The sequence below is a fragment of the Stenotrophomonas muris genome (assembly GCF_052751275.1).
Genome location: NZ_CP199879.1, coordinates 4,044,384 through 4,068,626, shown reverse-complemented (window position 1 = coordinate 4,068,626; position 24,243 = coordinate 4,044,384). Strand labels below are relative to the sequence as shown.

At 67.3% G+C, this 24,243-nt stretch carries 21 protein-coding genes and 1 tRNA gene; 12 read left to right on the top strand and 10 right to left on the bottom strand.

Annotated features, from left to right (window positions below):
• Positions 1-5: 5 nt before the first annotated feature.
• The gene (gene cyoA / locus ACUVWL_RS18805; protein WP_014648731.1) at positions 6-911 is read right to left on the bottom strand and encodes a ubiquinol oxidase subunit II; all 906 of its coding nucleotides are present in this window, start codon (positions 909-911) and stop codon (positions 6-8) included.
• A 181-nt stretch (positions 912-1,092) separates the two neighbouring features.
• Here cyoA and ACUVWL_RS18800 point away from each other — a divergent pair, with 181 nt between their 5' ends.
• From ACUVWL_RS18800 to ACUVWL_RS18785, 4 genes are read left to right on the top strand one after another with little or no spacing between them, the layout of a single operon-like run.
• The gene (locus tag ACUVWL_RS18800; protein ID WP_445978661.1) at positions 1,093-2,508 is read left to right on the top strand and encodes an aminotransferase-like domain-containing protein; all 1,416 of its coding nucleotides are present in this window, start codon (positions 1,093-1,095) and stop codon (positions 2,506-2,508) included.
• Between the two features lie 55 nt (positions 2,509-2,563).
• Positions 2,564-2,842 (top strand): hypothetical protein, encoded by a 279-nt coding sequence (locus ACUVWL_RS18795; protein WP_169411283.1) that lies wholly within the window; start codon positions 2,564-2,566, stop codon positions 2,840-2,842.
• On the top strand, positions 2,842-3,441 hold the full coding sequence (locus ACUVWL_RS18790) for a DUF6436 domain-containing protein (protein ID WP_032958773.1): 600 nt from the start codon (positions 2,842-2,844) through the stop codon (positions 3,439-3,441). The genes ACUVWL_RS18795 and ACUVWL_RS18790 overlap by 1 nt, the downstream gene beginning before the upstream one ends.
• A 9-nt stretch (positions 3,442-3,450) precedes the next feature.
• Positions 3,451-4,965, top strand: a complete 1,515-nt coding sequence (locus ACUVWL_RS18785) for an aminotransferase-like domain-containing protein (RefSeq protein ID WP_445978660.1) — start codon at positions 3,451-3,453, stop codon at positions 4,963-4,965.
• Positions 4,966-5,332: 367 nt separating this feature from the next.
• On the opposite strand, the gene ACUVWL_RS18780 is transcribed toward ACUVWL_RS18785, so the two are convergent.
• The 3 genes from ACUVWL_RS18780 to ACUVWL_RS18770 all read right to left on the bottom strand — a co-directional run bounded on the left by ACUVWL_RS18780 (position 5,333) and on the right by ACUVWL_RS18770 (position 9,655).
• On the bottom strand, positions 5,333-6,634 hold the full coding sequence (locus ACUVWL_RS18780; RefSeq protein ID WP_075076238.1) for an aminotransferase class V-fold PLP-dependent enzyme: 1,302 nt from the start codon (positions 6,632-6,634) through the stop codon (positions 5,333-5,335).
• On the bottom strand, positions 6,634-9,036 hold the full coding sequence (locus ACUVWL_RS18775; protein ID WP_445978659.1) for a TonB-dependent receptor plug domain-containing protein: 2,403 nt from the start codon (positions 9,034-9,036) through the stop codon (positions 6,634-6,636). Before ACUVWL_RS18775 ends, ACUVWL_RS18780 begins: the two co-directional genes overlap by 1 nt.
• A 217-nt stretch (positions 9,037-9,253) precedes the next feature.
• Positions 9,254-9,655, bottom strand: coding sequence for a hypothetical protein (locus tag ACUVWL_RS18770; protein ID WP_014648738.1), 402 nt, complete (start codon positions 9,653-9,655; stop codon positions 9,254-9,256).
• A gap of 186 nt (positions 9,656-9,841) precedes the next feature.
• Here ACUVWL_RS18770 and ACUVWL_RS18765 point away from each other — a divergent pair, with 186 nt between their 5' ends.
• From ACUVWL_RS18765 to ACUVWL_RS18755, 3 genes are read left to right on the top strand one after another with little or no spacing between them, the layout of a single operon-like run.
• Positions 9,842-10,669 carry an AraC family transcriptional regulator gene (locus tag ACUVWL_RS18765; RefSeq protein WP_126411468.1) on the top strand — a complete coding sequence of 276 codons (828 nt, stop codon included), beginning with the start codon at positions 9,842-9,844 and terminating at the stop codon, positions 10,667-10,669.
• A gap of 13 nt (positions 10,670-10,682) precedes the next feature.
• Positions 10,683-11,762: an alpha/beta hydrolase family protein gene (locus ACUVWL_RS18760; protein WP_014648740.1), complete on the top strand. Its 1,080-nt coding sequence runs from the start codon at positions 10,683-10,685 to the stop codon at positions 11,760-11,762.
• Between the two features lie 54 nt (positions 11,763-11,816).
• The gene (locus ACUVWL_RS18755; RefSeq protein WP_197556612.1) at positions 11,817-12,488 is read left to right on the top strand and encodes a VOC family protein; all 672 of its coding nucleotides are present in this window, start codon (positions 11,817-11,819) and stop codon (positions 12,486-12,488) included.
• 1 nt (position 12,489) lies between these two features.
• Here ACUVWL_RS18755 and ACUVWL_RS18750 read toward each other — a convergent pair whose 3' ends face one another.
• From ACUVWL_RS18750 to ACUVWL_RS18740, 3 genes are all read right to left on the bottom strand, one after another.
• Entirely contained in the window at positions 12,490-13,890 is a 1,401-nt protein-coding gene (locus ACUVWL_RS18750) for a TPM domain-containing protein (protein WP_111205646.1), read from the bottom strand.
• Positions 13,891-13,892: 2 nt separating this feature from the next.
• Complete coding sequence (locus tag ACUVWL_RS18745; RefSeq protein WP_445978658.1) at positions 13,893-15,731, bottom strand: M3 family metallopeptidase; 1,839 nt, start codon at positions 15,729-15,731, stop codon at positions 13,893-13,895.
• Between the two features lie 73 nt (positions 15,732-15,804).
• Positions 15,805-16,317 carry a hypothetical protein gene (locus ACUVWL_RS18740; protein WP_032958753.1) on the bottom strand — a complete coding sequence of 171 codons (513 nt, stop codon included), beginning with the start codon at positions 16,315-16,317 and terminating at the stop codon, positions 15,805-15,807.
• 82 nt (positions 16,318-16,399) lie between these two features.
• On the opposite strand from ACUVWL_RS18740, the gene ACUVWL_RS18735 reads away from it, so the two are divergent.
• Complete coding sequence (locus tag ACUVWL_RS18735) at positions 16,400-17,026, top strand: YiiX/YebB-like N1pC/P60 family cysteine hydrolase (protein ID WP_445978657.1); 627 nt, start codon at positions 16,400-16,402, stop codon at positions 17,024-17,026.
• 54 nt (positions 17,027-17,080) lie between these two features.
• Here ACUVWL_RS18735 and ACUVWL_RS18730 read toward each other — a convergent pair whose 3' ends face one another.
• The gene (locus ACUVWL_RS18730; protein ID WP_005414774.1) at positions 17,081-17,245 is read right to left on the bottom strand and encodes a hypothetical protein; all 165 of its coding nucleotides are present in this window, start codon (positions 17,243-17,245) and stop codon (positions 17,081-17,083) included.
• A gap of 322 nt (positions 17,246-17,567) precedes the next feature.
• Between ACUVWL_RS18730 and ACUVWL_RS18725 the strand changes: the two genes are divergently transcribed.
• A complete protein-coding gene (locus tag ACUVWL_RS18725) occupies positions 17,568-18,257 on the top strand; it encodes an EcsC family protein (RefSeq protein WP_032958748.1) in 690 nt (229 codons plus the stop codon).
• Positions 18,258-18,320: 63 nt separating this feature from the next.
• On the opposite strand, the gene ACUVWL_RS18720 is transcribed toward ACUVWL_RS18725, so the two are convergent.
• Complete coding sequence (locus ACUVWL_RS18720; RefSeq protein WP_014038818.1) at positions 18,321-19,745, bottom strand: short-chain fatty acid transporter; 1,425 nt, start codon at positions 19,743-19,745, stop codon at positions 18,321-18,323.
• Positions 19,746-19,933: 188 nt separating this feature from the next.
• The gene (ubiA, locus tag ACUVWL_RS18715) at positions 19,934-20,827 is read right to left on the bottom strand and encodes a 4-hydroxybenzoate octaprenyltransferase (RefSeq protein ID WP_445978656.1); all 894 of its coding nucleotides are present in this window, start codon (positions 20,825-20,827) and stop codon (positions 19,934-19,936) included.
• Between the two features lie 149 nt (positions 20,828-20,976).
• On the opposite strand from ubiA, the gene ACUVWL_RS18710 reads away from it, so the two are divergent.
• The 3 genes from ACUVWL_RS18710 to ACUVWL_RS18700 all read left to right on the top strand — a co-directional run bounded on the left by ACUVWL_RS18710 (position 20,977) and on the right by ACUVWL_RS18700 (position 24,210).
• Positions 20,977-21,053 (top strand) — tRNA-Arg (locus ACUVWL_RS18710).
• A 72-nt stretch (positions 21,054-21,125) separates the two neighbouring features.
• Positions 21,126-22,250, top strand: a complete 1,125-nt coding sequence (locus ACUVWL_RS18705) for a helix-turn-helix domain-containing protein (protein ID WP_069117967.1) — start codon at positions 21,126-21,128, stop codon at positions 22,248-22,250.
• A gap of 82 nt (positions 22,251-22,332) precedes the next feature.
• Positions 22,333-24,210, top strand: a complete 1,878-nt coding sequence (locus tag ACUVWL_RS18700) for an aspartyl protease family protein (RefSeq protein ID WP_445978655.1) — start codon at positions 22,333-22,335, stop codon at positions 24,208-24,210.
• Positions 24,211-24,243 lie beyond the last annotated feature (33 nt).

Genomic DNA, 24,243 nt, shown 5'->3' with positions numbered 1-24,243 from the left:
GTTCGTTACTCCTGGGAAACCTGGGCACCACCGGCAGCACCCGCCGGGGACGCAGCAGCGGTGTTCTCACCGACGCCGATGAACTGGTCGATGACCTTCTTGAACAGCAGCGGTTCGACGCTGGAGAAGTGCTGCACCGGCGCGTTCTTCGACGGTGCGGCCAGCGCCTTGAACTGGTTGAAGTCCAGCGCCTGTGGTGCGCTGCGTACCTCGGCCACCCAGCGCTCGAACTCCTCGTTGCTGCTGGCGGTGGCAATGAACTTCATGTTCGAGAAGCCATGCCCGCTGTAGTTGCCGGACATGCCACGGAACTGGCCGGGCTCGTTGGCGATCAGGTGCAGCTGCGTGCGCATGCCGGCCATCGCGTAGATCTGCCCACCCAGCTGCGGGATGAAGAAGGTATTCATCGTCGAGTTGGAGGTGATGTTGAACGCCAGCGGGCGGTTGGCCGGGAAGTTGAGCTGGTTGACCGTGGCGATGCCCAGGTCCGGGTATACGAACACCCATTTCCAGTCGGTGGCGATCACGTCCACGTGCAGCGGCTCACCGGCCACGTCCAGCGGCTTGTACGGGTCCAGTTCGTGGGTCGACTTCCACACGATCACGGCCAGGCCGGCAATGATCAGCAGCGGCACGCCCCAGACCACGATCTCCACCTTGGTGGAATGCGACCAGTCCGGCGTGTATTTCGCCTTGGTGTTGCCGGCGCGGAAGCGCCAGGCGAATACGAAGGTCAGCACGATGGCCGGTATCACCACGATCAGCATCAGGCCGATGCAGATCAGGATCAGGTCGCGCTGGGCGAGCCCGACCATGCCCTTCGAATCCAGCAGCACCCAGTCACAGCCCGACAGGCCGACGCAGGCCAGGGCGACCAGCGCCAGGCGGATGCGGTTCCAGCAGATATTCATTGGAGGTCAACCCTGTTGAAGAAGCGCGCTTGACCGGCTCGCCTGCGCGCAGCGCCCGGGCGTGGAGCGGCTACACTGTGGGTACGAGGTCGCCTACAAGAGAGCGATCCACTCCAATCAAGCCCATACAAGATACATGATTGTATGGACTTGTGCATCTGCACGTATGGAAAACTGACCGATGACGCCACCTGCCGCCGGCCGCCGCCTGAAACACCCCAATCGCACCTGGGTTCGCCCCTTCCGCGAGGGCGCTGGCCCGCTGTACCTGCAGATCGCCCAGCAGGTGCGCGAGGCAGTGGATGACGGCGTGCTGCGTCCGGGCGACCGGCTGCCGCCGCAGCGCGACCTGGCCCAGCAGGTGGGCGTGGACCTGACCACGGTCACCCGGGCCTTTGCCGAGCTGCGCCAGGCTGGCCTGCTGGATGCGCAGGGCGCCGGCGGCACCTTCATCGCGCTGTCGGCCGGCAACCGCAGCACCTCGGTGGACCTGAGCATGAACATCCCGCCGCTGCTGGGCAGCGCGCCGTTCGCACAGGGCATGGAGGCCGGTTTCCAGCACGTGGGCCAGCAGCTGGGCCAGGGCGAACTGATGAGCTACCACGTCGGCGCCGGCACCCGCGAGGACCGCGCCGCCGCCGTGCAGTGGCTGTCACCGGTGCTGGGCACGGTGGGTGCCGACCAGGTGGTGATCTGCCCCGGCGCGCAGACCGCACTGTGCGCACTGATCCTGGCCCGCACCCAGCCGGGCGAGCTGATCGCCGCCGAGCAGCTGACCTACCCGGGCCTGCTGGCCGCCGCGCGCGTGCTGCAGCGGGGTGTGGTGCCAGTGGCGATGGACGCCGAAGGCATGCTGCCCGACGCGCTGGAAGAGGCCTGCCAGCTACGCCGCCCGCGCCTGCTGTACCTGGTACCGACCATCCAGAACCCGACCACGGCGACGATGTCGGCACACCGCCGGCAGGCCCTGCTGGCGGTTGCCAAGCACCACGATCTGACCGTGATCGAAGACGATCCCTACTGGTTGCTGGCCGGGGACGCCGCACCGCCGCTGGCCGCCCACCGCGACGCCGGCTGCCCGGTGTATTACATCTCCACCCTGTCCAAGTGCCTGGCACCGGGCCTGCGCACCGCCTACCTGGTGGTGCCGGGCGGCGAACCGATGGAACCGGTGCTGGACGCCCTGCGTGCGATCGCGCTGATGCCGACCCAGTCAATGGTGGCGGTGGCGTCGCAGTGGATCCGCAGCGGCCAGGCCCAGGACATGGTGCAGCGCTTCCAGCAGGAGCTGCGCGAGCGCCAGGCGATTGCCGCGCAGTACCTGCCGTCCCGCGCGCGGGCGCACCCGGCCGGCCTGCACGTATGGCTGCCGCTACCGCCGCGGCTGGACCAGTACCGGCTGATCCAGGCCGCACAGGAACAGGGGCTGGGCATCGCCAGCTCGGACGCCTTCAGCGTGGAGGAACCGCCACCGGGCAACGCCATCCGCCTGTCGCTGGGCGGCGCAGTTGACCAGGATGCGCTGGCCGGGGCGCTGGCCAAACTGAACGAGATCCTGTCTGAGGCCCCCGGGGCCCGGCACAACGCCATCGTCTGAACCGGGCGCATGGCGCCTCATCCATACAAGATGATATTTTGTATGCAATGTATGGATGAAGGGACGTGCGTCGATGCGCGCCGAGAGACTGAAGTTCCACCTGGTAATGGCCGGCTGTGGTGGCTTTGTGGTGTTGATGCTGGCCGCGCTGGCCTGGGTCTGCCTGCAGCCGCAGACCGTGGATGTGCAGGCCGCCGAGCGCCACGCCATCGAGCAATGCGTGCAGCGCAGCGAGGATCCGTCGCGTAGCGAGATCCAGCGTCGCGCGCAGGCCGACTCCTGCCGAGAGATGCGCAAGCAGTACGTGCACAAGTTCGGCGGGGACGCGTCCTGATGGGCGCAGCCGCGCCTCGCCGCCGCTGGCTGCTGCCGACGATGATCGCCCTCGCCTGCCTGTTCATGGCCGGCGTGGCGGCTGCGCTGTGGCAGTACTTCGGCTACAGCGCGCAGTCGACGTTCACCGAACAGGCCATCGTCTTCGACGACTCGCAGCTGCGCCTGCCGTCCGATCTGGCCGGCGATACCGGCCGCATCCGCGTGGTGCACTTCTGGGACCCGGCGTGTGCCGTCTGCAACCGCGAAACCGGCGCACACCTGAGCTACCTGATCAGCATGTACCGCCGCGCCGGCATCGACTTCTATGCGATCCGCCGCCCCGGTACCCACGGCGAACTGCCTGAGCCGCTGCGCAACAAGGTGATCAACCTGCCGACCATCGACGGCATCGAACACATCCCGGCCAGCCCTGCCGTGGCGATCTGGGACCGGCAGGGCCACCTCGCCTATGCCGGCCCGTACAGCATCGGCATGGTCTGCAACTCGGCCAACAGCTTCGTCGAACCACTGCTGGACAGACTGGTGCGCGGCGAAACCGTGCGCCCGAAAGGACTGCTTGCCGTGGGCTGCTACTGCCCCTGGCAGGCCAAGCGCTGAGGACGCGCAATGACACCACTGACGCTGGCCGCTGTGGCCGCCACAAGCAATAACGGCGGTCACCTGTCCGAACCGACCGATGGTTATGGACAGGCTCCCGCCGTTGGAAGCAACGATACGCCCCGACATGCTCCGTACATGCCGCGACCGGATGTCGCAGCCCGCGAATGGGTGCAGGACGTGCTCGCGCACAACGGGCCGATCTACCTGCGCATCGTCAATTCGCTGGAGCGCACGGTACGTCGCGGTGGTCTTGCACCAGGACAACGCCTGCCCTCGCAGCGCGCGTTGGCGCAGCAGCTCGGCGTCGACCTGACCACGGTAACGCGGGCATTCGACGAAGCGCGCAAGCGCGGCCTGATCGAGGCGCGCGGGCCACAAGGCAGTTTCATCGCACCACCCAAGGCCGGCTTCGACCAGGTGGTGGACCTGAGCATGAACGTGCCGCCGGTGCCCGATGCCGATGCGCTGGCCGAGACCCTGCGCCGCGGTGCCGCCGCCGTGCTTGCGCGCAGCAACGCGCCGAACCTGATGACCTACCACCTGGGCGGCGGCAATCCCACCGACCGCCACGCGGCAGCGCGCTGGCTGCAACCGATGCTGGGCGCGGTGGAGGATGCCAGCCTGTTGCTGACCGAAGGCGCGCAGGTGGCGCTTGCCGCGATCCTGGTCAGCCAGGGCCGCGACGATGATGCGATCCTCTGCGATGCGCTGGTCTATCCGGGCCTGCTGCAGGCCGCCGCCGCACTGGGCCGGCGGCTGCTGCCGGTGGACAGCGACGAACACGGCATGTGCCCCGATGCGCTGGCCCGGCTGGCACGCGAAAGCGGCGCGCGGTTGGTCTATCTCAACCCCACCTGCCAGAACCCGACCGCGCTGAGCCTGCCGCTGCAGCGGCGCGAAGCGCTGGCGCGTGTTCTGGAGAGGGAAGGCCTGCTGGCGATCGAAGACGATCCTTACTGGCACCTCGCCGAGGATGCACAGACACCGCTGGCGGCGCTGGCACCGCGCCATGTGTTCTACGTGGCGACGCTGTCGAAGGTGATCAGCCCCGGCCTGCGCACTGCGTTCGTGCAGTGCCCAAGCGCTGCGCACGCCGAGGCGATGGCTTCGGCCTTGCGCGCCACCCGGTTGATGGGGCATCCGCTGGTGGCGGCGCTGGCCAGCCAGCTGCTGCTGGATGGTTCGGCGCAATCGCTGCTGGCGCAGGTGCGCAGCGAAGCGCACGAGCGCATGCGCATGGCGCGCTACCTGCTGGCGCCTTCGCTGCTGCTGCGCGCCGAAGGCCTGCATGCCTGGTGCCGGGTACCAGCGCCATGGACTGACGCCACCCTGGTGCGTACCGCACAGCTGCAGGGGCTGGCGATCGCGCCCTCATCGGCGTTCTGCCCGCCGGGGGTGCAGCATCAGAACGGCGTGCGGCTGTCGCTGGGGCTGGCGGCCGATCGCCGGCAGCTGGAAAGTGCGCTGCGACGGATTGACCGGTTGTTGTTGTCGGACGCGTTGCCGGCGATCGAGCGGTAGCCCTGGAATGGGATGTGCCGACCAACGGTCGGCACCCACCCGACCGGTAGTGCCGGCCGCTGGCCGGCGGAAGATTCCTCAGCACGGTTGGAATGTGCCGACCAACGGTCGGCACCCACCCGACCGATAGTGCCGGCCGCTGGCCGGCGGAAGATTCCTCAGCACGGTTGGAATGTGCCAACCAACAGTTGGCACCCACCCGACCGGTAGTGCCAGCCGCTGGCCGGCGGAAGATTCCCCGGCACGGTTGGAATGTGCCAACCAAGGTTGGCACCCACCCGATCGGTAGCGCCGGCCGCTGGCCGGCGGAAGATTCCCCGGCACGGTTGGAATGTGCCAACCAAGGTTGGCACCCACCAAAGCAGGGTCAGGCCAAGGCGGAGAGCGCCTTCACCAGCGCATCCATCTGCTGCGGCCGGGTGAACACCGACGGCGTCACCCGCACGCAGGCGCCGGAGTCCAAGCCGTCGCGATGGGTGGTGAACACGCGATGTTCGTCCAGCAGGCGCTTCTGCAGCGCGATGTTGTCAGCCACGCTGGTGCGCCCGCGCAGGCGGAAGCTGGCCAATGCACTCGCCAACGCCGGATCCGGCGAAGACAGCACTTCGATGTGCGCCATCTGCCGCGCCGGCAGCGTCCAGCGCTCGCGCAGGTAACGCAGGCGCGCCTGCTTGTTGTCCGCACCGATGCGCTGGTGCAGGGCAATCGCCTCCGGAAGTGCCAGGTAAGCGGCGAAGTTGACCGTGCCGGTGTGTACGCGGCTGCCCACGCGGCCGTCGTCGGTCTCGCCCATGTACGGGTCGAGGTCCGCAACGCGGCCCCTGCGCACGTACATCGCGCCGACACCGACCGGTGCGCCGATCCACTTGTGCAGGTTGATGCCGACGAAATCGGCCTTGAGCTGCGGCACCGCGTAGTCGATCTGGCCGAACCCGTGCGCCGCATCGACGATCACGTCGATACCGCGTGCGCGTGCACGCTCGGCGATCTCGGCCACCGGCAGCACCAGCCCATGGCGATGGCTGACCTGGGTCAGCAGCACCAGCTTCAGGCGTGGCAGCCGCGCGAACGCGGCCTCGTAGGCCTGCAGGATCTGCGCATGGTCGGGCACCACCGGCAGCGCGATGCGCTCGACCTGCACGCCACGGCGCTGCTGCAGCCAACGCATCGCACCGATCATGCTGTCGTAGTCGATGTCGGCGTACAGCACCTGGTCGCCGGGCCGCAGGCGGTTGTAGCCACCGATCAGCGCCAGCATCGCTTCGGTGGCGCCACGGGTCAGTGCGATCTCGTCGGCGCCCACGCCCAGCAGTTCGGCCACCTGCCGCTGCACCGCCATGTACTGCACCGGGAACTCATGACGGCCGTACCAGGCGTTACCACGGTTCACCTCGGCGGTGTGGCGCTGGTAGCTGGCCAGCGTCTCGCGGCCCATCGCGCCCCAGTAGCCGTTCTCCAGGTGGTTCACTTCATCGGTGATGTCGAAGTGGCTGGCCACGGCGGCCCAGTAGCCTTCATCGCGGGCCAGCGCGTCCGGCGCTACGGTCGTTGCGGGAATCTGCATGGACGCAGCGTAACCCGCGGCAGCCATGGCGGGCAGTGAAGACAGCGCAGCTGCAGCCGGCAGCAGTGCACCGGCACGCAACAGGACGCGGCGGTTGCGGTCCATCAGAAGCTCAGCCGGTACTGTGCGTACAGGTTGGCACCGTCGGTGTCGTACGGCGCATTGCGCGAGTAGACCAGGCCGCGACTGGCCTGGAAGGTGGCTTCGTTCGGATAGCGGTCGAACACGTTGTCGGCACCCACGCGCAGGCTGTGATGTTCGTTGATGCGATAGCCGACGGCCAGGTCGAGGAAGCTCATCGCACCAAAACGCTGGTAGATATCGCCCACCGCATTGCCGCTGGAATCGGTCCAGGCACCGTAGTAGCGCATGCGCGCCATCAGCGACCAGGCACCGATGTCCCAGCTGCCGGTCAGGCTGCCCTTGTGCTCGGGCAGGCGATCTTCGAACAGCACGCGCTGGGTCTCGTTGGTTGCCACCGAGGTGCTGCCGTTGTCCACGCGGGTGCGGTTGTAGTTGTAGGCCAGGGTCAGCGTCATGCGGCCCGCGCCGAGGTCGCGCAGGTAATTGCCGACCACGTCCACGCCGGTGGTGGTGGTGTCGAAGTCGTTGGTGAAGTAGTTCACCGAGGTATAGCCCAGCGGATTGGGCGTACCGGCCGGAATGGCGAAACTGGCCGACTGGCTGAAGCGGTCGGTGAGCTTGATCTGGTAGACATCCACCGAGCCGGACAGGCCCAGGTCGGTGCGCCAGGTCAGGCCCAGCGATGCGGTACGCGATTCTTCCGGCTTCAACGGCCTGGCACCGAGCAGCTGCGCCAGCGGATCGTTCGGCGACAGGCGGCCGCTGGTGAAGATCTGCAGCGTGCGCGTATCCAACCCCTGGGTGGTGCTGGTGGTGTTGAGCTGCGCCGGCGTCGGCGCGCGGAAGCCGGTGGACACGGTGCCGCGCAGGGCGACGTCCGGGGTGATCGCGAAGCGCGCCGACAGTTTGCCGTCCAGTGTGCTGCCGAAGCTGGAGAAGTCCTCATAGCGGCTGGCTGCACCGATGCTCCAGCGCTCGCCCAGCGGCACTTCCATGTCCACGTAGGCGGCCTTGCTGCGCTGGCTCCACTGCCCGGCCTGGCTGGCCGAGAAGCCCGGCGCGCCATTGGAGTTGGCCTCCAGGCCCCCGGCCGCGCCCGGACCCACCGCGTACGAGGCCGGATCACCGGCGCGCACCTGGTAGGTTTCCTGGCGGAACTCGCCACCGAAGGCGACGTTGATCGGCTTGGACAGCGCAGCCACGTCCCATTCGTAGTTGAAGTCGGCGTTGGCGTTCTTCTCGGTCTGGGTCAGGCGGCCGAGATCGAAGTCGGTCGGGCTGGCCGGGCCGAGCGAGGCATTGATCGAGTTCTTCAGGCGATAGTCGATGGCGTTGCGGCCATACGAGGCGCTGACATCCCAGCGCAGCTTCGGCGTGATCTCGCCGCGCAGGCCACCGACCAGCTGCAGGTCGTTCTGCACGTTGCCGTACTGCGGGCTGAAGCCGACCGGATACAGCGAGCGCAGGTTCCAGCCCGGGAAGATGGCGGTGGTGCGGTACGCGCCGGTGGTGGTGTCCGGGTTGCGCCAGTTGAAATCGCTGACGCCATCGCTGTGGCTGTACAGGCCAAAGGCATAGAGCTCCAGCGTATCGCTGGCGTTGGCCTTTACGTTGAAGCCGACGCGGCGGCTTTCCAGTTCCGGCTGGCCCCAGCGCTGCACCGGGTTGGGCACCTCCAGCTCCGGATGCGCGGCCTGGAAGGCGATGGCATCGGGGCGCTGGCGGGTGCGCGAGGTGGCGTCGGAGGTGGACGATTCGGCGAACAGCACCAGGCTGCCATAGTCGCCCAGCGACCAGCCGGTGCGCGCACTGAAATCGCGCGAAGCACCGTCGCCCTGCGCGTACTGCGAGTAGCCGGCGGTGATCTCGCTACCCGGCCCATCCTCCAGGATGATGTTGATGACGCCGGCGATGGCGTCCGAGCCGTACTGCGCCGACGCGCCATCACGCAGCACCTCGATGCGCTTGATCGCGCTGGTTGGAATCTGTGCCAGATCAGCGGCCTGTGCACCACGGTTGCCGAGCAGCGCGCTGCGGTGGAAGCGGCGACCGTTGACCAGCACCAGGGTCTGGTCCGGCGACAGGCCACGCAGCGTCGCCGGACGCACGAACACCTGGCCGTCCGCCATCGGCAGGCGCTGCACCACGAACGACGGCACCAGCTGGGCCAGCACGTCCTTCAGGTCGGTGGATTCGACGGACCTGATGTCTTCCTTGCTGAACACATCCACCGGCGCCAGCGTTTCGAACTGGGTGCGGTTGGACGCGCGGGTACCGGTGACCAGCATCGCGTCGAGCTGGGTGGGCGCGGCGCGGCTGCCGCCGGCGGCATCGACCGCATCGGCCTCCGTTGCGATCGCGCCTCCTGCGCTGGCCATGGAAAGGGCAAGGAGGATGGAACGCGAAAGCTTCGAACGATGCACGGCAGGGCTCCGGGAGGACGCGACAGGGCCAGCACCTGTGCGCACACAACAGGCCTGGACAAGGCGCGCAGTCTCGGCGCGATGTGTGAAGGAGGCATGACGTCAGTACGACAGCTTGATGCGCCAACCAAGGTTGGCCCCTGCCAGGGCTCATCCGTAGATCCACACCATGCATGGGTGGCAATGCAGACCCACGCCCCATCTCCGCACACAGCGGCTAGCCGTTGGCGTCGTCGCCAAAGCCGAAACGGGCCGGCCGTGCCGTTCGCAGCGGAACGAACATCATGGCAGCGAACACCACCAAGGCGGGGGTGGACATGATCCAGATGCCCCTGTTGCGAATCCCGATCCCCATGAAGTCGACCTGCAGATCGCCGATCCATTGCAGCTGCGTCAGTATCATCACCAGCCCGCCGATAGTCGCGCACGGCAACCCACCGTGACCGGCCCCCAACAACGTCGGTGTCAGAAACCCGCCCAGCAACGCGAAGCCGACACGGTACACCCAGGGGTTGCCGCGCCACCGTGGCGCGCCGAACAACATCAGCAGCATCAGCGCCAGGGTCAACAGACTGGGAAGTACCCAGAGGGCAAGCAGCATTTCGATCATCTCGATCATCGGCCGGGCTCCGCTGGCCTGGCATCCCCCGTCGTCGATCGCATCTCCCTGCCCCCCATCACGTCCATGAAGCGCGCATTGTTGCCGGTACGCAGGCAGACGCAAAGCCCCGGCAGCGCAAGAACTGCTAAACGCCGTGCCTGCCGATCCGCTACTGTGCCGGCATTGGATGCGGGGAACGGCAGGATGAGCGCGGCAGGCAAGGCGTTGTGGTACATCGAAACCCATGCGGACCAGCCATTGGCGCTGGCCGACATCGCCGCTGCGGCCGGCCTGTCGCCGTTTCATCTGTCACGCCTGTTCCAGGCCCGCACCGGCACCTCGGTGGTGCGCTACCTGCGCGGGCGCCGCCTGACCGCTGCCGCGCAGCGGTTGGCCAACGGCGCGGGCGACATCCTGCAGGTGGCGCTGGGGGCCGGCTACACCACCCATGCTGCCTTTACCCGTGCCTTCAGCGAACAGTTCGGGCAGACACCGGAACGGGTACGCGAACAGGGCACCGATGGGCTGACGCTGGTGCAGGCGATCCGCCTGGACGAGGCCCCGTCAGCCTGCATTGAAGCCCCCCGGCTGCTCGATACGCCCGCGTTCCAGGTGGCAGGCGTCGGCATGCGGCATACCCGCGACAGCAGCGGCGCGATTCCGGGCCAATGGGCCCAGCTCAACCGCGAGTGGCCGACGCCGGCACCGGTCAGCTTCGGCGTGTGCTGCAACAGTGATGACGATGGTGGCTTCGACTACATTGCGGCACTACCGGCAAGCGCGGTGCCGAGCGTGCCTGCGCACTGGCGACGCGTGGACATCCCGGCGCGCCGCTACCTGGTGGCTTGGCACGGCGGACACATCTCGGCCATCCGCTCTACCTGGTTCTGGTTGCTGGATCACTACCTGCCCGGCTCCGGCCTCAGCCTGGCCGATGCACCCGATCTGGAACGCTACGACCTGCGTTTCGATGAGCATAGCGGCAACGGCGGCGTGGAGATCTGGCTGCCGGTGGAAGAACGTCCCCACTGACAAGGAGTTGAAGATGCGCATGACCGCTGCTGTGCTGGGAGGAATGCTGCTGGCGTTCGCGAGCGTCGGCGCCGCCCGCGAAAGCGGCGTCGCCGGCGAGCGCCACGGCACGACGACGCTGGCCAGCGCCGCCGTGCGCGACGCAGGGCACCGCGACGCGCTGCGCTACACGGCCTGGTATCCGGCACAGGCCGGCAGCCGCGAAAACGCGCTGACCATCGGTCCTCCCGACGCGCCGCTGTTCGACGCCGGCCGGTCGGCCAAGGATGCGCCGGTCGCGGGTGATCGCCTGCCGACCCTGCTGCTCTCGCATGGCAACGGCGGCAGCGCGCGCATGATGGGTTGGCTGGGCACGGCACTGGCGCGGGCCGGGTATCTGGTGATTGCGGTGGATCATCCAGGCAACAACGGCGTTGACACCATGACCCTGCCCGGCAGCCTTCTGACCTGGTTGCGCGCCGATGACCTGCGTGCCGCACTGGCGGCCGTGCAAGCTGATCCGGTGCTGGGCCCGCATGTCGATCCTGAGCGCCTGGGGGTCGCCGGCTTCTCGGCCGGTGGCTACACCGCGCTGCTGGCAGCCGGTGCGCGACCGGACCTGCAGCGATTGCGGGACTTCTGCACCGCACATCCGGATGACGGCGTCTGCCGGCCCCAACAGGAGGCGGCAACGCACACGATGGAGGCGCGCGTTGCCGCTGCGGCGTCGCCCGAGCTGTCGCCATGGATGTCCCACGCCAACGACGCACGCGCCATTCCCGGCGTGCGCGCGGTGTTCCTGCTGGCGCCGGCAATCGTGCAGGCCTTTGCGCCCGAGCAGCTCTCCTCACTGAAACAGCCGGTGTCGATCGTGCTGGGCCAGGCGGACACGGTCGCGCCACCACAGACCAATGGCGAGGCTGCGCGTGCGGTGATTGCGGGCGCTGCACTGCAGGTGCTGCCCGGTGTCGGCCATTACGATTTCCTCGCCGCATGCACCCCGGCCGGACAACAGCGGCTGCAGGACCTGTGCAGCACATCGGTGCCGAAGGCGCAGACCCACGCGCAGGCAGCGGACGCGGCAATACGGTTCTTCAACCATTCGCTGCGCTAGTGGCCGCCGGGCATGGCCCGGCGCTACAGTGGGCGCGTCCACGGAGAATCGATCATGCGCCTGCTGCACCTCACTCTGCCGGTATCCGACGTCGCTTCCGTGGCCACATATTTCCACGATGTGCTGCAGCAGCGCGTGGTCGGCAACCATGTGCACATCGGCTGGAGCACCCTCGAACTTCAGCCTGCGGCGGGGCGTCCGGTGGGTGGCGTGCATCTGGCCTTCAACGTGCCGGACAACCGCTTCAGCGAGGCAATGACGTGGTTGCGTGAGCGCACGCCGCTGCAGCGCAATCCGGCGGGGCTGGACTACTTCGCGCTGGAGAGCAGCTGGCAGTCGCAGTCGGTGTACTTCACCGGCCCGGACGGCCTGATCCTTGAACTGATCGGCCGCCGCCGCCTGCCGGCCAGCGCTCGCGAAGGCGTGTTCCATGGCAGCGAGCTGACCTGCCTGAGCGAAGTCGGCCTGCCCAGCCGCGATGTCGAGGCCGTACGCGAACTGTCCAACCAACGTTTCGGCCTGCAGCCGATCAGCCCGGCTTCGCCGCAGTTCGCACCGATGGGCGACGACGAGGGCCTGCTGATCGTGGTCGCGGCCGATCGACGGTGGTTTCCCGAGCAGAAGGACCTGCCCAATGCGCAGGGGCTGTTGCTGCAGGTGGGCGACGTGGCTGGCCCCGGTGTCGTGGAGGACGTTGTGCTCGGCTGGCGGGTACAGGCAGCCTGAACTACCAGCTGCCCGACGCACCACCTCCGCCGCTGCGGCCGCCGCCTCCGGACCAGCTGCTGGAGCTGCTCGCAGACGAACTTGATGACGGGGAGCTGGACGCACTGCGGTGGCCGACGGATGATCTGCGGCTGCCGCGTGCCTTCTCACCGGGCAGCATGGTGAAAATCCAGGCGAAGTACAGCACGACCGTGCCGGCACTCCACCCGATCGTCGCGGCAAGGCGTGCCACCGGGTCGGCGCGATCAATGGCCAGCAGTGCGAAGAGCACGTAGCCAGCGGTCAGCAGCAAGAGCACTGCGAACCTCACCCCGAAGCTGCTGCGGTCCTTGTGCCAGCGCGCGCGGCACGCCTGCACGAGGAAGAACAGCAGCATGGCTACGATGCCTGCCGCCAGGTCCAGCAACGTGTGCAGGGCCAGACTGGGCGGCAACTGGCCACGCAGCATCATCACCACCAAGAACCCCGAACTGACCCCGAGCATGCCGAGCAGCACCACGCGCACACCTCGGCTGCGGCGCCAGCACCAGCCAAGCAGGCTCGCCACCGGTACGCACAACGCCAATACGATGCAGACCGCTGCCAATGCCTGGCGTGGCGCCCACATAGCCGCCGACAGCAGACCCGCGGCTACCACAGCCGTCACCAGCAGCGGGCGACCCCAGGCCGGCAATCGCTTCGGGCGCGCCTGCGGCGTGGTGACCTCGCGTGGCGCTCCACGCTGGCGCTCGCGATGCCTGCGTGCGAGGTCGTCCGGCATCCTGGCCGCGGGCGCCGAGGGCGGTGAGCGCCACAGACCCGCAAGGAAGCCGGCCAGCAGCGTCATTGCAACCACGGAATCCGCGCTGCGCCAATCGGCCGGCAACACGTTGCGCATCGATGGCGCTTCCCAGGCCGGCAGGTCCTCGCCATCGATCAGCGCGACCACGACCTTCGTTCCATCCAGCAGGCCCTGGTCAAGGTCGCCATCGCGGAAACGCGGCACGATCGCCTTGTCGATGATACGGGCGGCATAGGCATCTGGAATCGCGCCCTCCAGACCGTAACCGGTCTGGATGCGTACACGGCGGTCCTGCACGGCCACGAGCAGCAGCACGCCATCGTCAACGCCTTCCCGGCCCAGCTGCCACTGGTCGAACACCCGCTGTGCGTAGGCCTCGATGCCCTCTTCGCCAGCATGGTCGACCACCAGCACCTGCAGCTGCGCGCCGGTGCGCGCCTGCAACTTGAAGGCCTGCGTGCGCAGTATGTCGCGGGTATCCGCCGAAAGTGCGTTGGCGGCGTCCACCACCGGGTCATCCAGCGCAGGGACCGCAGCACCGGCCATCACCCTCATCGGCAACAGGCACAACAGCATCAACAGCCATGCCGTGACCCGGGTGCACGTCGTCCTGCGCAGCATCTTCACGTGCCCTGCCCTGCCTCGATCCGCGCATGCAGCGCCTGCAGCTGCGCGACCGCCTGGTTGAACACCTGCAGATCAGCATCAACCAGCGCCGGCCAGTCGGGCGCGTGCCCCAGCAACTGCGCCACCTGCTCGGTCGGCGCACGATCAAAGCCTTCACCCAGCACCGCGAGATAGCGTTCACGGAACCCTGCCGGGTCGCGTTGATCCTGCACGAACAGCTGCACGGCCAGCAGCCCTGCATAGAGGTAGTTCACCAGATAGTTGGGGTCGTCATACATCAGGCGCTTGCCGATCCAGCCGTTGCACAGCTGCGGATAGCGCTCCGGGTCCTGACCGAAGCGCGCCAGCACCCGGCCGGTCAACGCGTCCAGGTCATCGGCGGTACCCAGCGTGTTGTCCGCCACGCCCTCGTAGATCGACTGCTCCAGCTGCGCCTCTTCGGAAGACGTGAACAGCTGCAGCACCATATCGTCCAGCAGTGACTTCAGGTAATAGGCCTTGGCCCGCGGGTCCTCTGCCTGCTGGTACAGCTGGTCGCGGAAGCGCAGTTCGTTGTAGATGGCAAAGGCCTCGGTCAGCCACTGGCTGCCATTGCGCTGCAGCGGCGAGGCATGGCCGCGCTGCATCCACTCACCGTGCATGGCATGACCGGCTTCATGGGCGATCTCGACATCGCTTTCCAGATCACCACGGCGCACGCCAACGAACAGCATTGCCGGCACGCCGGGAGCGCTTACCGAGAACGCGTCCTGGCTGCGGTCACCACGTTCGGTGGCCAGATCCATGCGCCGGTTGGCCGGATCGAGCAGCGCACGCAGCTCACTGACGTATGCCGGCCCCAGGTGCTGCATGGCATCGGCGGCATTGTCGCGCAGCTGCGCCAGCGTCAGTACCGGCGGCATATAGCCGGCATCGGGCAACGTGGTATCCCAGAGCTGCGGCGCATCGATGCCTGAACGCGCGGCGTGGCGCAGCAGCATGTCCTGGTAGGCGCGACGGTCCCGTGCATGGCGTTCGATCGCCTGCAGCGTAGCATCCACCGCCGATGCATCCAGGCCCATGCGCTGGTAGCCCCGCGCCGGTGCAGAACCATCGCCCTGCAGGCGCGCGGCGGCATCGTTCACCTGCACCAGGCCCAGAAGCACCGAGGCCATCGGCTCGCGGCGCGAGTGCAGGCCCTGCCAGTAACCCTTCCAGCCCGCTTCCCGCAACGCGCGGTCCCGCTGCTGGGCCAGTGCCTGCTTGTCGTGCCCGGTGTCCCAGTGCCGACCATCACGCTCGATCTGCGGGTACTCGGCACTGCGCAGGATCTGCCCACGCAGCCGTGCGAAACTGTCCAGCGCCGGATCGGCCAGGGCCTCCACGGCCTCATCCAGTGCGGTACTGGCCGGTGCTGCGACGTCCTTCAGCGCACGCGCGCGCAGGAAGGCATACGGTGCTGCCCACGCCGCGTCTGCGGGCGCTTCGCGCAGCGCCGCGCGGCCGGTGTGGGCGATGCGGCTGCACAGCCCCATCACCTGGTCCAGCGCCTGCGTCGGGCGATGGTCACGGGCGTTGCGTGCGGCCTGCAGATGCAGATAGCTGTGATGGCGCAGGCACTGCGCCTGCAGTGCCTCGGCCTGATGGAAGCGTTGCGCAGGTGCAAGCGCGGAAGCCTGCTGCAGGGCCTCGACACGCTTGCCCAGCTCGCCGCGCGCGGCCTGTTCGGCTGCCGCACTGGCGAAGTAGGCGCTATCGTCGGCCGGCAGCGACTGCGCCTGGACGCCGGTGAAGGGTGCCATCGCCAGCATGACAGTCATGGTGGCGGTGATGGTGCACATCCTGCGAGCCTGCATCGGCGTCTCCCTGCCTGGATCAGGCTCCGAGCCTAGCAGCCCCCGCCCGGCCGCGCCTGTGCCGGGACAGGCATCAGATCGACTCATCCTCGCGCTTGACCAGCGTCCAGCAGGGCGACTGCGCGAAGGTGTAGGTCTGCTGGTCGCTGCTGTCCGGCGTGCGGATCTGTACCTGTCGTTGCCCATCGGCCAGCGTGCTGACCTGCATCTCGCGGCCCTGCCCGGCCAACGCGGCGGGATCGGGCATCACCGGCCACTCGACATCGGCCAGCGCCAGGCGGCTTTCCACCTTGCGCGGTTCCGGCTCGGCCTCGGCATCGATGTAGCTGTCCAGCAGCGGATCGGCGGTGGCCTTTTCCTGCAGCGCGATCTCGTTGCCGAAGTGCTTCAGGAACGCATCGAACTGCGAGTAGGGGCATTCACCGCTGGCAGGCACCGGTGCGGGCTGGACCGCTGCCGCCGTGGACGACGGCGCGGGATGTGCAGGCGCCACTTCCGTGGGCGTCACCTGGGGCTCGGGCGTGCAGGCAACCAGGGCCACGCCACAGGCAAGCATCAGCACGGCAGCGGAACGGTTTCGACGCATGGGCTCATCCTGAATCCGGTTGGGTCGTCCCATGCTACCGCGCGCCCTACAATTCCGGCACTCCGCCTGTCCGAGACTCTCCATGCGTCGCCCCCTGCTCATGATCGGCCTGCTGTTGCCCGCCCTGTGGCCAGCGCTGGCGATGGCCGTCGATGTCCACGAAGGCGATCTGCTGTTCGTCACCGCCGGCCGCAGCGGCCTCAGTGCGGCCATCGACGATGCCACCGGCAAGCAGGGCGCGCCCAGCTTCGATCATGTGGCCCTGGTCGCTGTGGCGCCAAACGGCTGGGAGGTACTGCATGCGGACGAGAAGGGATCGCGTCGGCAATCGCTGGTCGAGTTCCGCCAGGACGCCCGGGCCAAGCAGCGGCAGATCGTGGTCTATCGCCTGCGGGCACCGCAGCAGGCGGCGATCAAGGATGCGGTCGCCACCGCGCGCATGATGCTGGGCAAGCCGTACAACACGTCGTATGTGTTGAACGAGGACAGCTACTACTGTTCCGACTTCATCGAGCGTGCGTTCCGTGCGCACCATGTGTTCGCGCTGCAGCCGATGAACTTCCGCAATCCGCAGACCGGGCAGATCGCACAGCATTGGGTCGATCTGTACCGCGGCATGGGCATGGAGGTGCCGCAGGATCAGCCCGGCACCAATCCCAATGACATGTCGGCCGCGCCGGTGCTGCAACGCATCGGCGTGCTGGAATAAGCGAAGCCCCGCGCGCGGCGGGGCTTCGGGGGTTGCCCAGGGTGGGTACCGACGTCACTCTTCCTCGTCCTGCCCACCTTGCTGCTGATTGCGCTGGTTGCGCTGCTGCTGTTCCTGCTGCTGTTGCTGCTGCTGGTCGCGGCCACGGCCCTGCTGCTGATCCTGCTGGTTCTGCTGGCCCTGCTGCTTCTGGTTCGGGTTCTGGTTCTGCTGTGCCATGTCCGATCTCCAAAGCCACGCGCGGAATGCGGTGGACGGGGCCATCGTCTGCAGCGAAGAGTTAATCGCGCGTTGGCGGACGGCTACACCTGTGTGTACGCGCGTGAATGAACGCGCGAAAGCCCTTGCAGCACAAGCCGCTGAAGGATTCATGCGGGTTCGGCATGTCCTTATGTGGTAATGACAGGAGCACGTATTCAGTGCTGTAGGGCGCACCGGAATGCGCGAGCGTTCGCTCAAGAATGGCTACCCGAAGCCGATAGGCTGCGGACGGGCTGCTATGGACGGCCCATCTTTCCAAGCATCAACAAGGAACGTCTAAATGAACGCCGTGGTTGCAGAAGCAAGTGACTCTCGCCTCCTCAAAGCGGTCGAGAGCATCGCGATCAGTCCCGCAGACGCGAAGGCCCTCGTCGCCCAGTACAGGCGCCAGATTCTCTCCCGGGATCCAACACGCGGCCAGCACGAGGTTGCAGGGTTGGTGGCCGACAAGATCATCAGCCGTTATTGCCGGATGTCAGCCACCACGGGGGGAGCGACTGCTCTGACCGGGGTCATCCCGGGAATTGGTACGGCCCTGGCAATGGTTGGCGGTGGTCTCGCCGATGCAAGCATCAGCATGAAACTGCAGGTCGACATGACCATGTGCTTGGCTGAGGCCTATGGATGGGACGTGAATGGCGAAGACGCCAGGCACCTGGCTTTTCTCATCGCCGCAGGAGGTTCTCTGGAGAAGCTCGGCGTCGAAGCGTCGACTCGGATCGCCTCAAATGCTGGCGTAAAGATGGTCCGTCAGTACTTGAAGGGCGCCGTGTTGCAAGCTCTCAAGGAACTCTTCAAGAAGATCGGCATCACCTTTACCCGCAAGGCGCTGGAAAAAGCCATTCCGTTCGGCATCGGAGTCGTCATCGGCTCAGGGGCCAACTATGCGTTGACCAAGTATGTTGGCAATACTGCGCGAAGCTGGTTCGAAGCGGATGCCGCACTGGGCAACAAGCCCAATGAAATCTGAGCAGCGCGCGTTCTGGCCATGCGGCTTTCAAAGTAGGAAGCCGCATGATCCGGGGATACTGGACTACGGCATCACCGGTGGCACATATGCCAGGGTCATGCCCAGCAGCCACAACAGGCCCAGCACCAGCGGGATGTGCACCAGCAGCTGGATGAAGGTGAAGCCCACGATGTCGCGTGCCTTCAGGCCCAGCACGCCCAGCAGCGGCAGCATCCAGAACGGGTTGATCAGGTTGGGCAGGGCTTCGGCCGCGTTGTAGACCTGCACCGCCCAGCCCAGGTGCGCCTTCAGTTCGTTGGCGGCCTGCATCACGTACGGCGCCTCGATGATCCACTTGCCGCCACCGGACGGCACGAAGAAGCCCAGCACGGCCGAATAGACGCCCATCACCAGCGCGAACGAATCGGTGCTGGCCACGTGCACGAACAGGCTCGACAGCCGGTGCGCCAGGGTCTGCCCGTCACCGCCAGCGGCGTGGGTGAGGATCATCGCGATGCCGCCGTACAGCGGGAACTGGATCAGCACGCCGGTGGTACTCGGCACCGCCTTGGCCACCGCGTTGAGGAAGCTGCGCGGGCGCCAGTGCAGCAGCAGGCCCAACGAGATGAACAGGAAGTTGTAGGTATTGAGGTTGGCGATGGCGGTGATCACCGGCTTGTTGGCGAACTCGTTGAACAGCCAGCCGAACGCCAGCAGCGAGAGCAGCACGGTCAGCAGCGGGCTGTATTCCAGCCATTCGCCCGGGCGCGTGCGTCGCTGCAGCGGTTCCGGCTCGGCCTGTGCAGCACCGGGGAACTCCTCGGCGGTACGCGCACTACCCGCCGCGGGTGCCGTCAGCCAGGCGATCAGCAGCGAGACCAGGATCAGCACCGAGGTCAGCGCGATCGACTGCCACAGGAAGATGGTTTCGGTGAACGGCAGCACGCCGGTGATCTCCACCAGCCCCGGCGGCATGCTGGCCGGGTTGGCCTGCAGCTGTGCGGCCGAGGAACTGAGCCCCATTGCCCACACCGCACCCAGGCCGAGGTACGCCGAAGCACCGGCGGCGCGGTAGTCCATGCGCAGTTCGGTACGACGGGCCAGCGCACGCACCAGCAGGCCACCGAACACCAGCGAGAACCCCCAGCTGAGCAGCGAGGCGAGCATGCTGACCAGGCCCACGTACACCACCGCACCGCGGCCGGTACGCGGCACCCGGGCGAGGAAATCGATGAAGCGTGCGACCACCGGCGCCGTCGCCACGGCGTAGCCACCGATGACCACGAAGGCCATCTGCATGGTGAAGGGAATCAGGCTCCAGAAGCCGTCACCGAAGGCGCTGGCAGTGGCCTGCGGGGTCGAGCCGAAACCCATCGCGGCCAGCGCGACGATGACCACGCCCAGCACCGCGAACACATACGCGTCGGGGAACCACTTTTCCGCCCAGGCGGCCGAGCGCAGCGCTGCGCGCGCCATCCAGCCGTCCTGTACTGCTGCCGTCGAGGCCATCGCCTACCCTCCCAGGTTCGATGGATCGATTCTGGGCGGTGGGGTGCAGGCTGTCAGCCACCTATTGGTCGTAGGTGGCGGGGTCGGATCCCTCTCCACAGGAGAGGGCTCTGACCCCGAGCCGGGTATCGGCGCGGCAGAAGGGTCAGAGCCCTTTCCCACAGGAAAAGGGATCCGACCCCGGGCAATCAACGCAGCGCCAGGTCCGCGGCGATGCCGGCAAACAGCGCGGCACCCACCCAGTTGTTGTGCAGGAACGCCTTGAAGCACGGGCCGCGTTCGCGGTTGCGGCAGATCCAGAACTCGTACACCACCAGCGCGGTGGCCACGGCCACGCCGGCCAGGTAGTACCCGCCCAGCCCGCCGCGCACGCCGACCAGCGCCATCGTGGCCAGGAACAGTGCGTACAGCACGCCCTGGATGACCAGGTCGAGATCACCGAACAGGATCGCGGTGGAGTGCGAGCCCATCTTCAGGTCGTCCTCGCGGTCGACCATGGCGTACCAGGTGTCGTAGGCGGTGGACCACAGGATGTTGCCGGCATACAGCAGCCAGCCCAGCATCGGCACCTCGCCCTGCACGGCGGCGAACGCCATCGGGATGCCCCAGCCGAACGACATGCCCAGGTAGACCTGCGGCAGATGGGTGTAGCGCTTCAGGTACGGATAGCTGGCAGCCAGGAACACGCCGATGAAGCTCAGGCCGATGGTCAGCCCGTTCAGGGTCAGCACCAGGCCGAACGCCACCAGCATCAGTACGGCGAACAGCGCCAGCGCGGCGCGGCCGCTGATCGCACCGGTGGCCAGCGGGCGCGCCTTGGTGCGCTCCACATGCGGGTCGAGCCAGCGGTCGGCGTAGTCGTTGATGACGCAACCGGCCGAGCGGGTCAGCCACACGCCGGCGGTGAACACGAACAGCGTCCACAGCGGCGGCAGGCCGCCCGCGGCCAGCCACAACGCCCACGAGGTGGGCCACAGCAGCAGCAGCGTGCCGATCGGGCGATCAGCGCGCATCAGACTCCAGTAATGCCGCCAACGCGGCGTCGCCGGCGACTGCGGCGAAGTGAGGGGGGTATCAGCCATGGCGATAGGATACTCCTGCCCCTCCGGCACGGCTTTGCCCGTGGGGGGAGATTTGTTCGGCGAAACTGGATAGAATGCCCGTCCCGCACCGCCTCATGACGCTGCGATGCCCGCCCCGGCACTGGCCGACGGCGCGGCGGTTCTACAACGCGCCCGTAGCTCAGCCGGATAGAGTAGTGGCTTCCGAAGCCATTGGTCGGGGGTTCGAATCCCTCCGGGCGCGCCATCTTCCCCTGTGTTGCCTGCACGCCGCCAGCCCGCGCTGGACGTTGCCACGTGCTTCATCAACACTGCGCGCATGACGCCACCGGATCTGCTGAAGCTGGCCGCGGGTGCTGCGATTCTCGGCCTGGCCACCTTGTCCACCGGCGTGAGCGTCGGTCGCACATCGCGTGGGAACCCGCTGCTCACCGCATTCCTCGCCTGTTTCGCCGCCGCCAATCTGTTCGGATTGGTGCTGCTGGGTGGCCAGGCCTGGCTCTCGCCCGACGCCGTGCGCTGGCTGCGGGTCATCGAAGTGCCTCTGGTCTATCTGCTCGGTCCACTGCTGTATGGCCATGCGCGTGCGCTGCTGACACCCGCGCAGGCCGCTGCAACACCCTTGCCGCTCGCGCATCTGCTGCCGGCTGGCCTCGCGTTCGCCATTTCCCTGTTGAACGCACTCGCGCCTTTCGAGGCCTCACCGCTGGGCGATGTGCTGTTCCAGCTCAGTTTCCACGGCTGGCTGCTGCAGGGTGCTCCCTACCTGCTGGCCGCGCTGTGGCTCTCGCTGCGTGCGCCGCCCGCCCCGCCCGGAGCCGCCATCCAACGCAGCGGACTGCGCGGGCTGGCGATCGTGATGGCGGGATGCTGGCTTGCCAGCGCAATGAACCGGTGGCCGCCGGACGCTGCTCCACTGCTGGCCAGCATCGGGCTCAGCCTGCTGACCACCATGGGCATGTACCTGCTGGCGTGCCGGGTCGTACGCCAGCAGCTGCGCGTACGTGCGAGCACTGCGGCACCCATCATGGTGGACATGACCGCGTCCGCCGAGGATACGACCCACGCACGCTACGAACGCTCGGGCATCGACGCAGCACAATGCGCGGCCATCGCCAGCGCGCTGACCGCATTGATGCAGGACGAACGCCTGCATGAAGCGCCCGGGCTGGATCTTCAGACCCTCAGCCAGCGCAGCGGCTGGTCACCCAACCAGGTCTCGCAGGCGCTCAACCAAGGGGTGGGCCAGAGCTTCTCCGAGTTCGTGAACAGCTTCCGCGTCGCTGCCGCGAGGGCGTGCCTGTCCGATCCGTCCGACCTCCGCAGCGTGCTGGACATCGGCCTTGCCGCCGGCTTCGGCAGCAAGTCGACCTTCAACAGCGCGTTCAAGCGCGCCACCGGACAGACGCCGAGCGAGTACCGCCGCCTCACCGCGTCCAACTGAACGTCCAATCCTTCACGCCCGGTCGAATATCCCCGGTCCGGGCGCTGCCATCACCTCCTGACCCAACGAAGGAGGTGAGGCGATGCGTTTGCGATGGATGCTAGGTGGCCTGCTGTGGGTGCTGGCGGTTCCGGCACACGCCGCGGGGGTGGATGCTGCCGATGTGCTGGCCAAGGCCCGCGTAGCCAGTGGTGGCGAGCAGTGGCTGTCGGTACAGCGTCTGCAGGCGGTGGGCGAGCAGTCGGTGGGCGGCCTGCACGGGCGCTGGCAGCTCAACCAGGACCTGCGTGCCGGGCGCTATGCCGAACAGGCGCAACTGGGAGACTTCACCGTCGCGCAGGGCTTTGATGGGCAACTGTCCTGGCGGCGCGACTATGGCGGCGAGGTCGGCCTGCTGGATGGCACCGTGCCACGTCGGACCGCGCGCACGCAGTCGTGGCTGGCGACCCGTGCCTATTGGTCCAACGCCTATCCGACCACGCACTTTGCCGCGCCCCGCACCGAGGCTCTGGATGGCCGGCGCTATACCGTCCTGGCCACGAAGCCGAGGGGCGCCGACCCGATCGAGCTCTGGTTCGATACGGGCAGCGGCCTGCTCGGCCGCGTGGTCATTGCATCCGCTCGCACACCCACCGCCACCGCACTGGAGGACTACCGGGCGGTCGAAGGCCTGTTGCTGCCCCATCGCATCATCACCGACACCCTCGATGCCCGGGGCCGTGCTGATCCGCGACTGCGCAGCGATGTACAGGTGCAGCGCTACCAGGTGGATGGCCCGGTAACAGACACCGTGTATGCACCGCCAATGATGGCCCATGACAGCTATATCGAGGATGCCAGCGGCACCACCCGCATTCCGTTCGACCTGATCAACAACCATGTCTACATCGAGGCCGAAGTGGACGGACAGCCGGCGCGATTCCTGGTGGATACGGGCGCCATCAATCTGCTGACACCGACCGCCGCCAAGCGCCTGGGGCTGACCACCACGGGCCGCCTGAGCGTGCATGGTGCCGGCGACAACGCCAGCGACCTGGGCCTGGCACAGGCCCGCCACCTGCGCATCGGTGGCGCGCACCTTGCAAGCCCGGTGTTCCACATCATCGACCTCGGCCAGCAGATCAACTCGATGGGCGTGCCGCATGATGGCTTCATCGGCTACGAGACCTTCCTGCGCTTCGTCACCACCTTCGACTATGGCGCGCGCGTGCTCGGCTTCACCCTGCCGGGCCACTACCAGCCGCCTGCCAACGCGGTGGTGCTGCCGTTCGAACAGGATGACCGCGCGCCGGTACTGAATGGCGAGCTTGACGGCATCCCGCTTCGCCTGTGGCTGGACACCGGCTCACGCAACTCGCTGAGCCTGAGCAGTCCGTTCGTGCGTACCCATGGTCTGTTGGAGAAATACCACGCCAGTGAGGAGGCGGTGCTTGGATGGGGCCTGGGTGGCCCGGGGCGGGCGCGACCTGCCCGGCTCGGTGTGCTGCGCATGGGCGATATCGAGGTCACTGGTCTGGTCGGTGATCTGTCCAGCACTGACAAGGGCGCGCTGGCCCTGGCCGACTACGGCGCGATCCTGGGTGGCGGCGTGCTGCGGCGCTTCTCGATGGGCATCGACTACGGTGCCAAGCGCCTCTATCTGGTACCCAATACCGAAAGCACGCAGGCCGATGCCTTCGATCGCAGCGGGCTGTGGCTGCAGGCTGAACACGATGCACTGCGTGTGGCCGATGTGGCGCCGTCCAGCGCCGGGGCACGCGCTGGGCTGCGCAGGGATGATCGCATTGTCATGGTTTCAGGCGAGCCGATTGCCACGCGGATGCTGGCGAACTGGCGTGCGCTGTTGCGTGAGCGTCCGGTTGGGACGCGCGTGGGCATCCGTTATCTGCGCGATGGCCGGCAGGTGGATACCGATCTGGTACTGGCGGACCGGGTGGCTGCGGGATGGCGTGCCGATTGAGTCAGCACTGGCGCTATCCCTGCGGAGCACCCG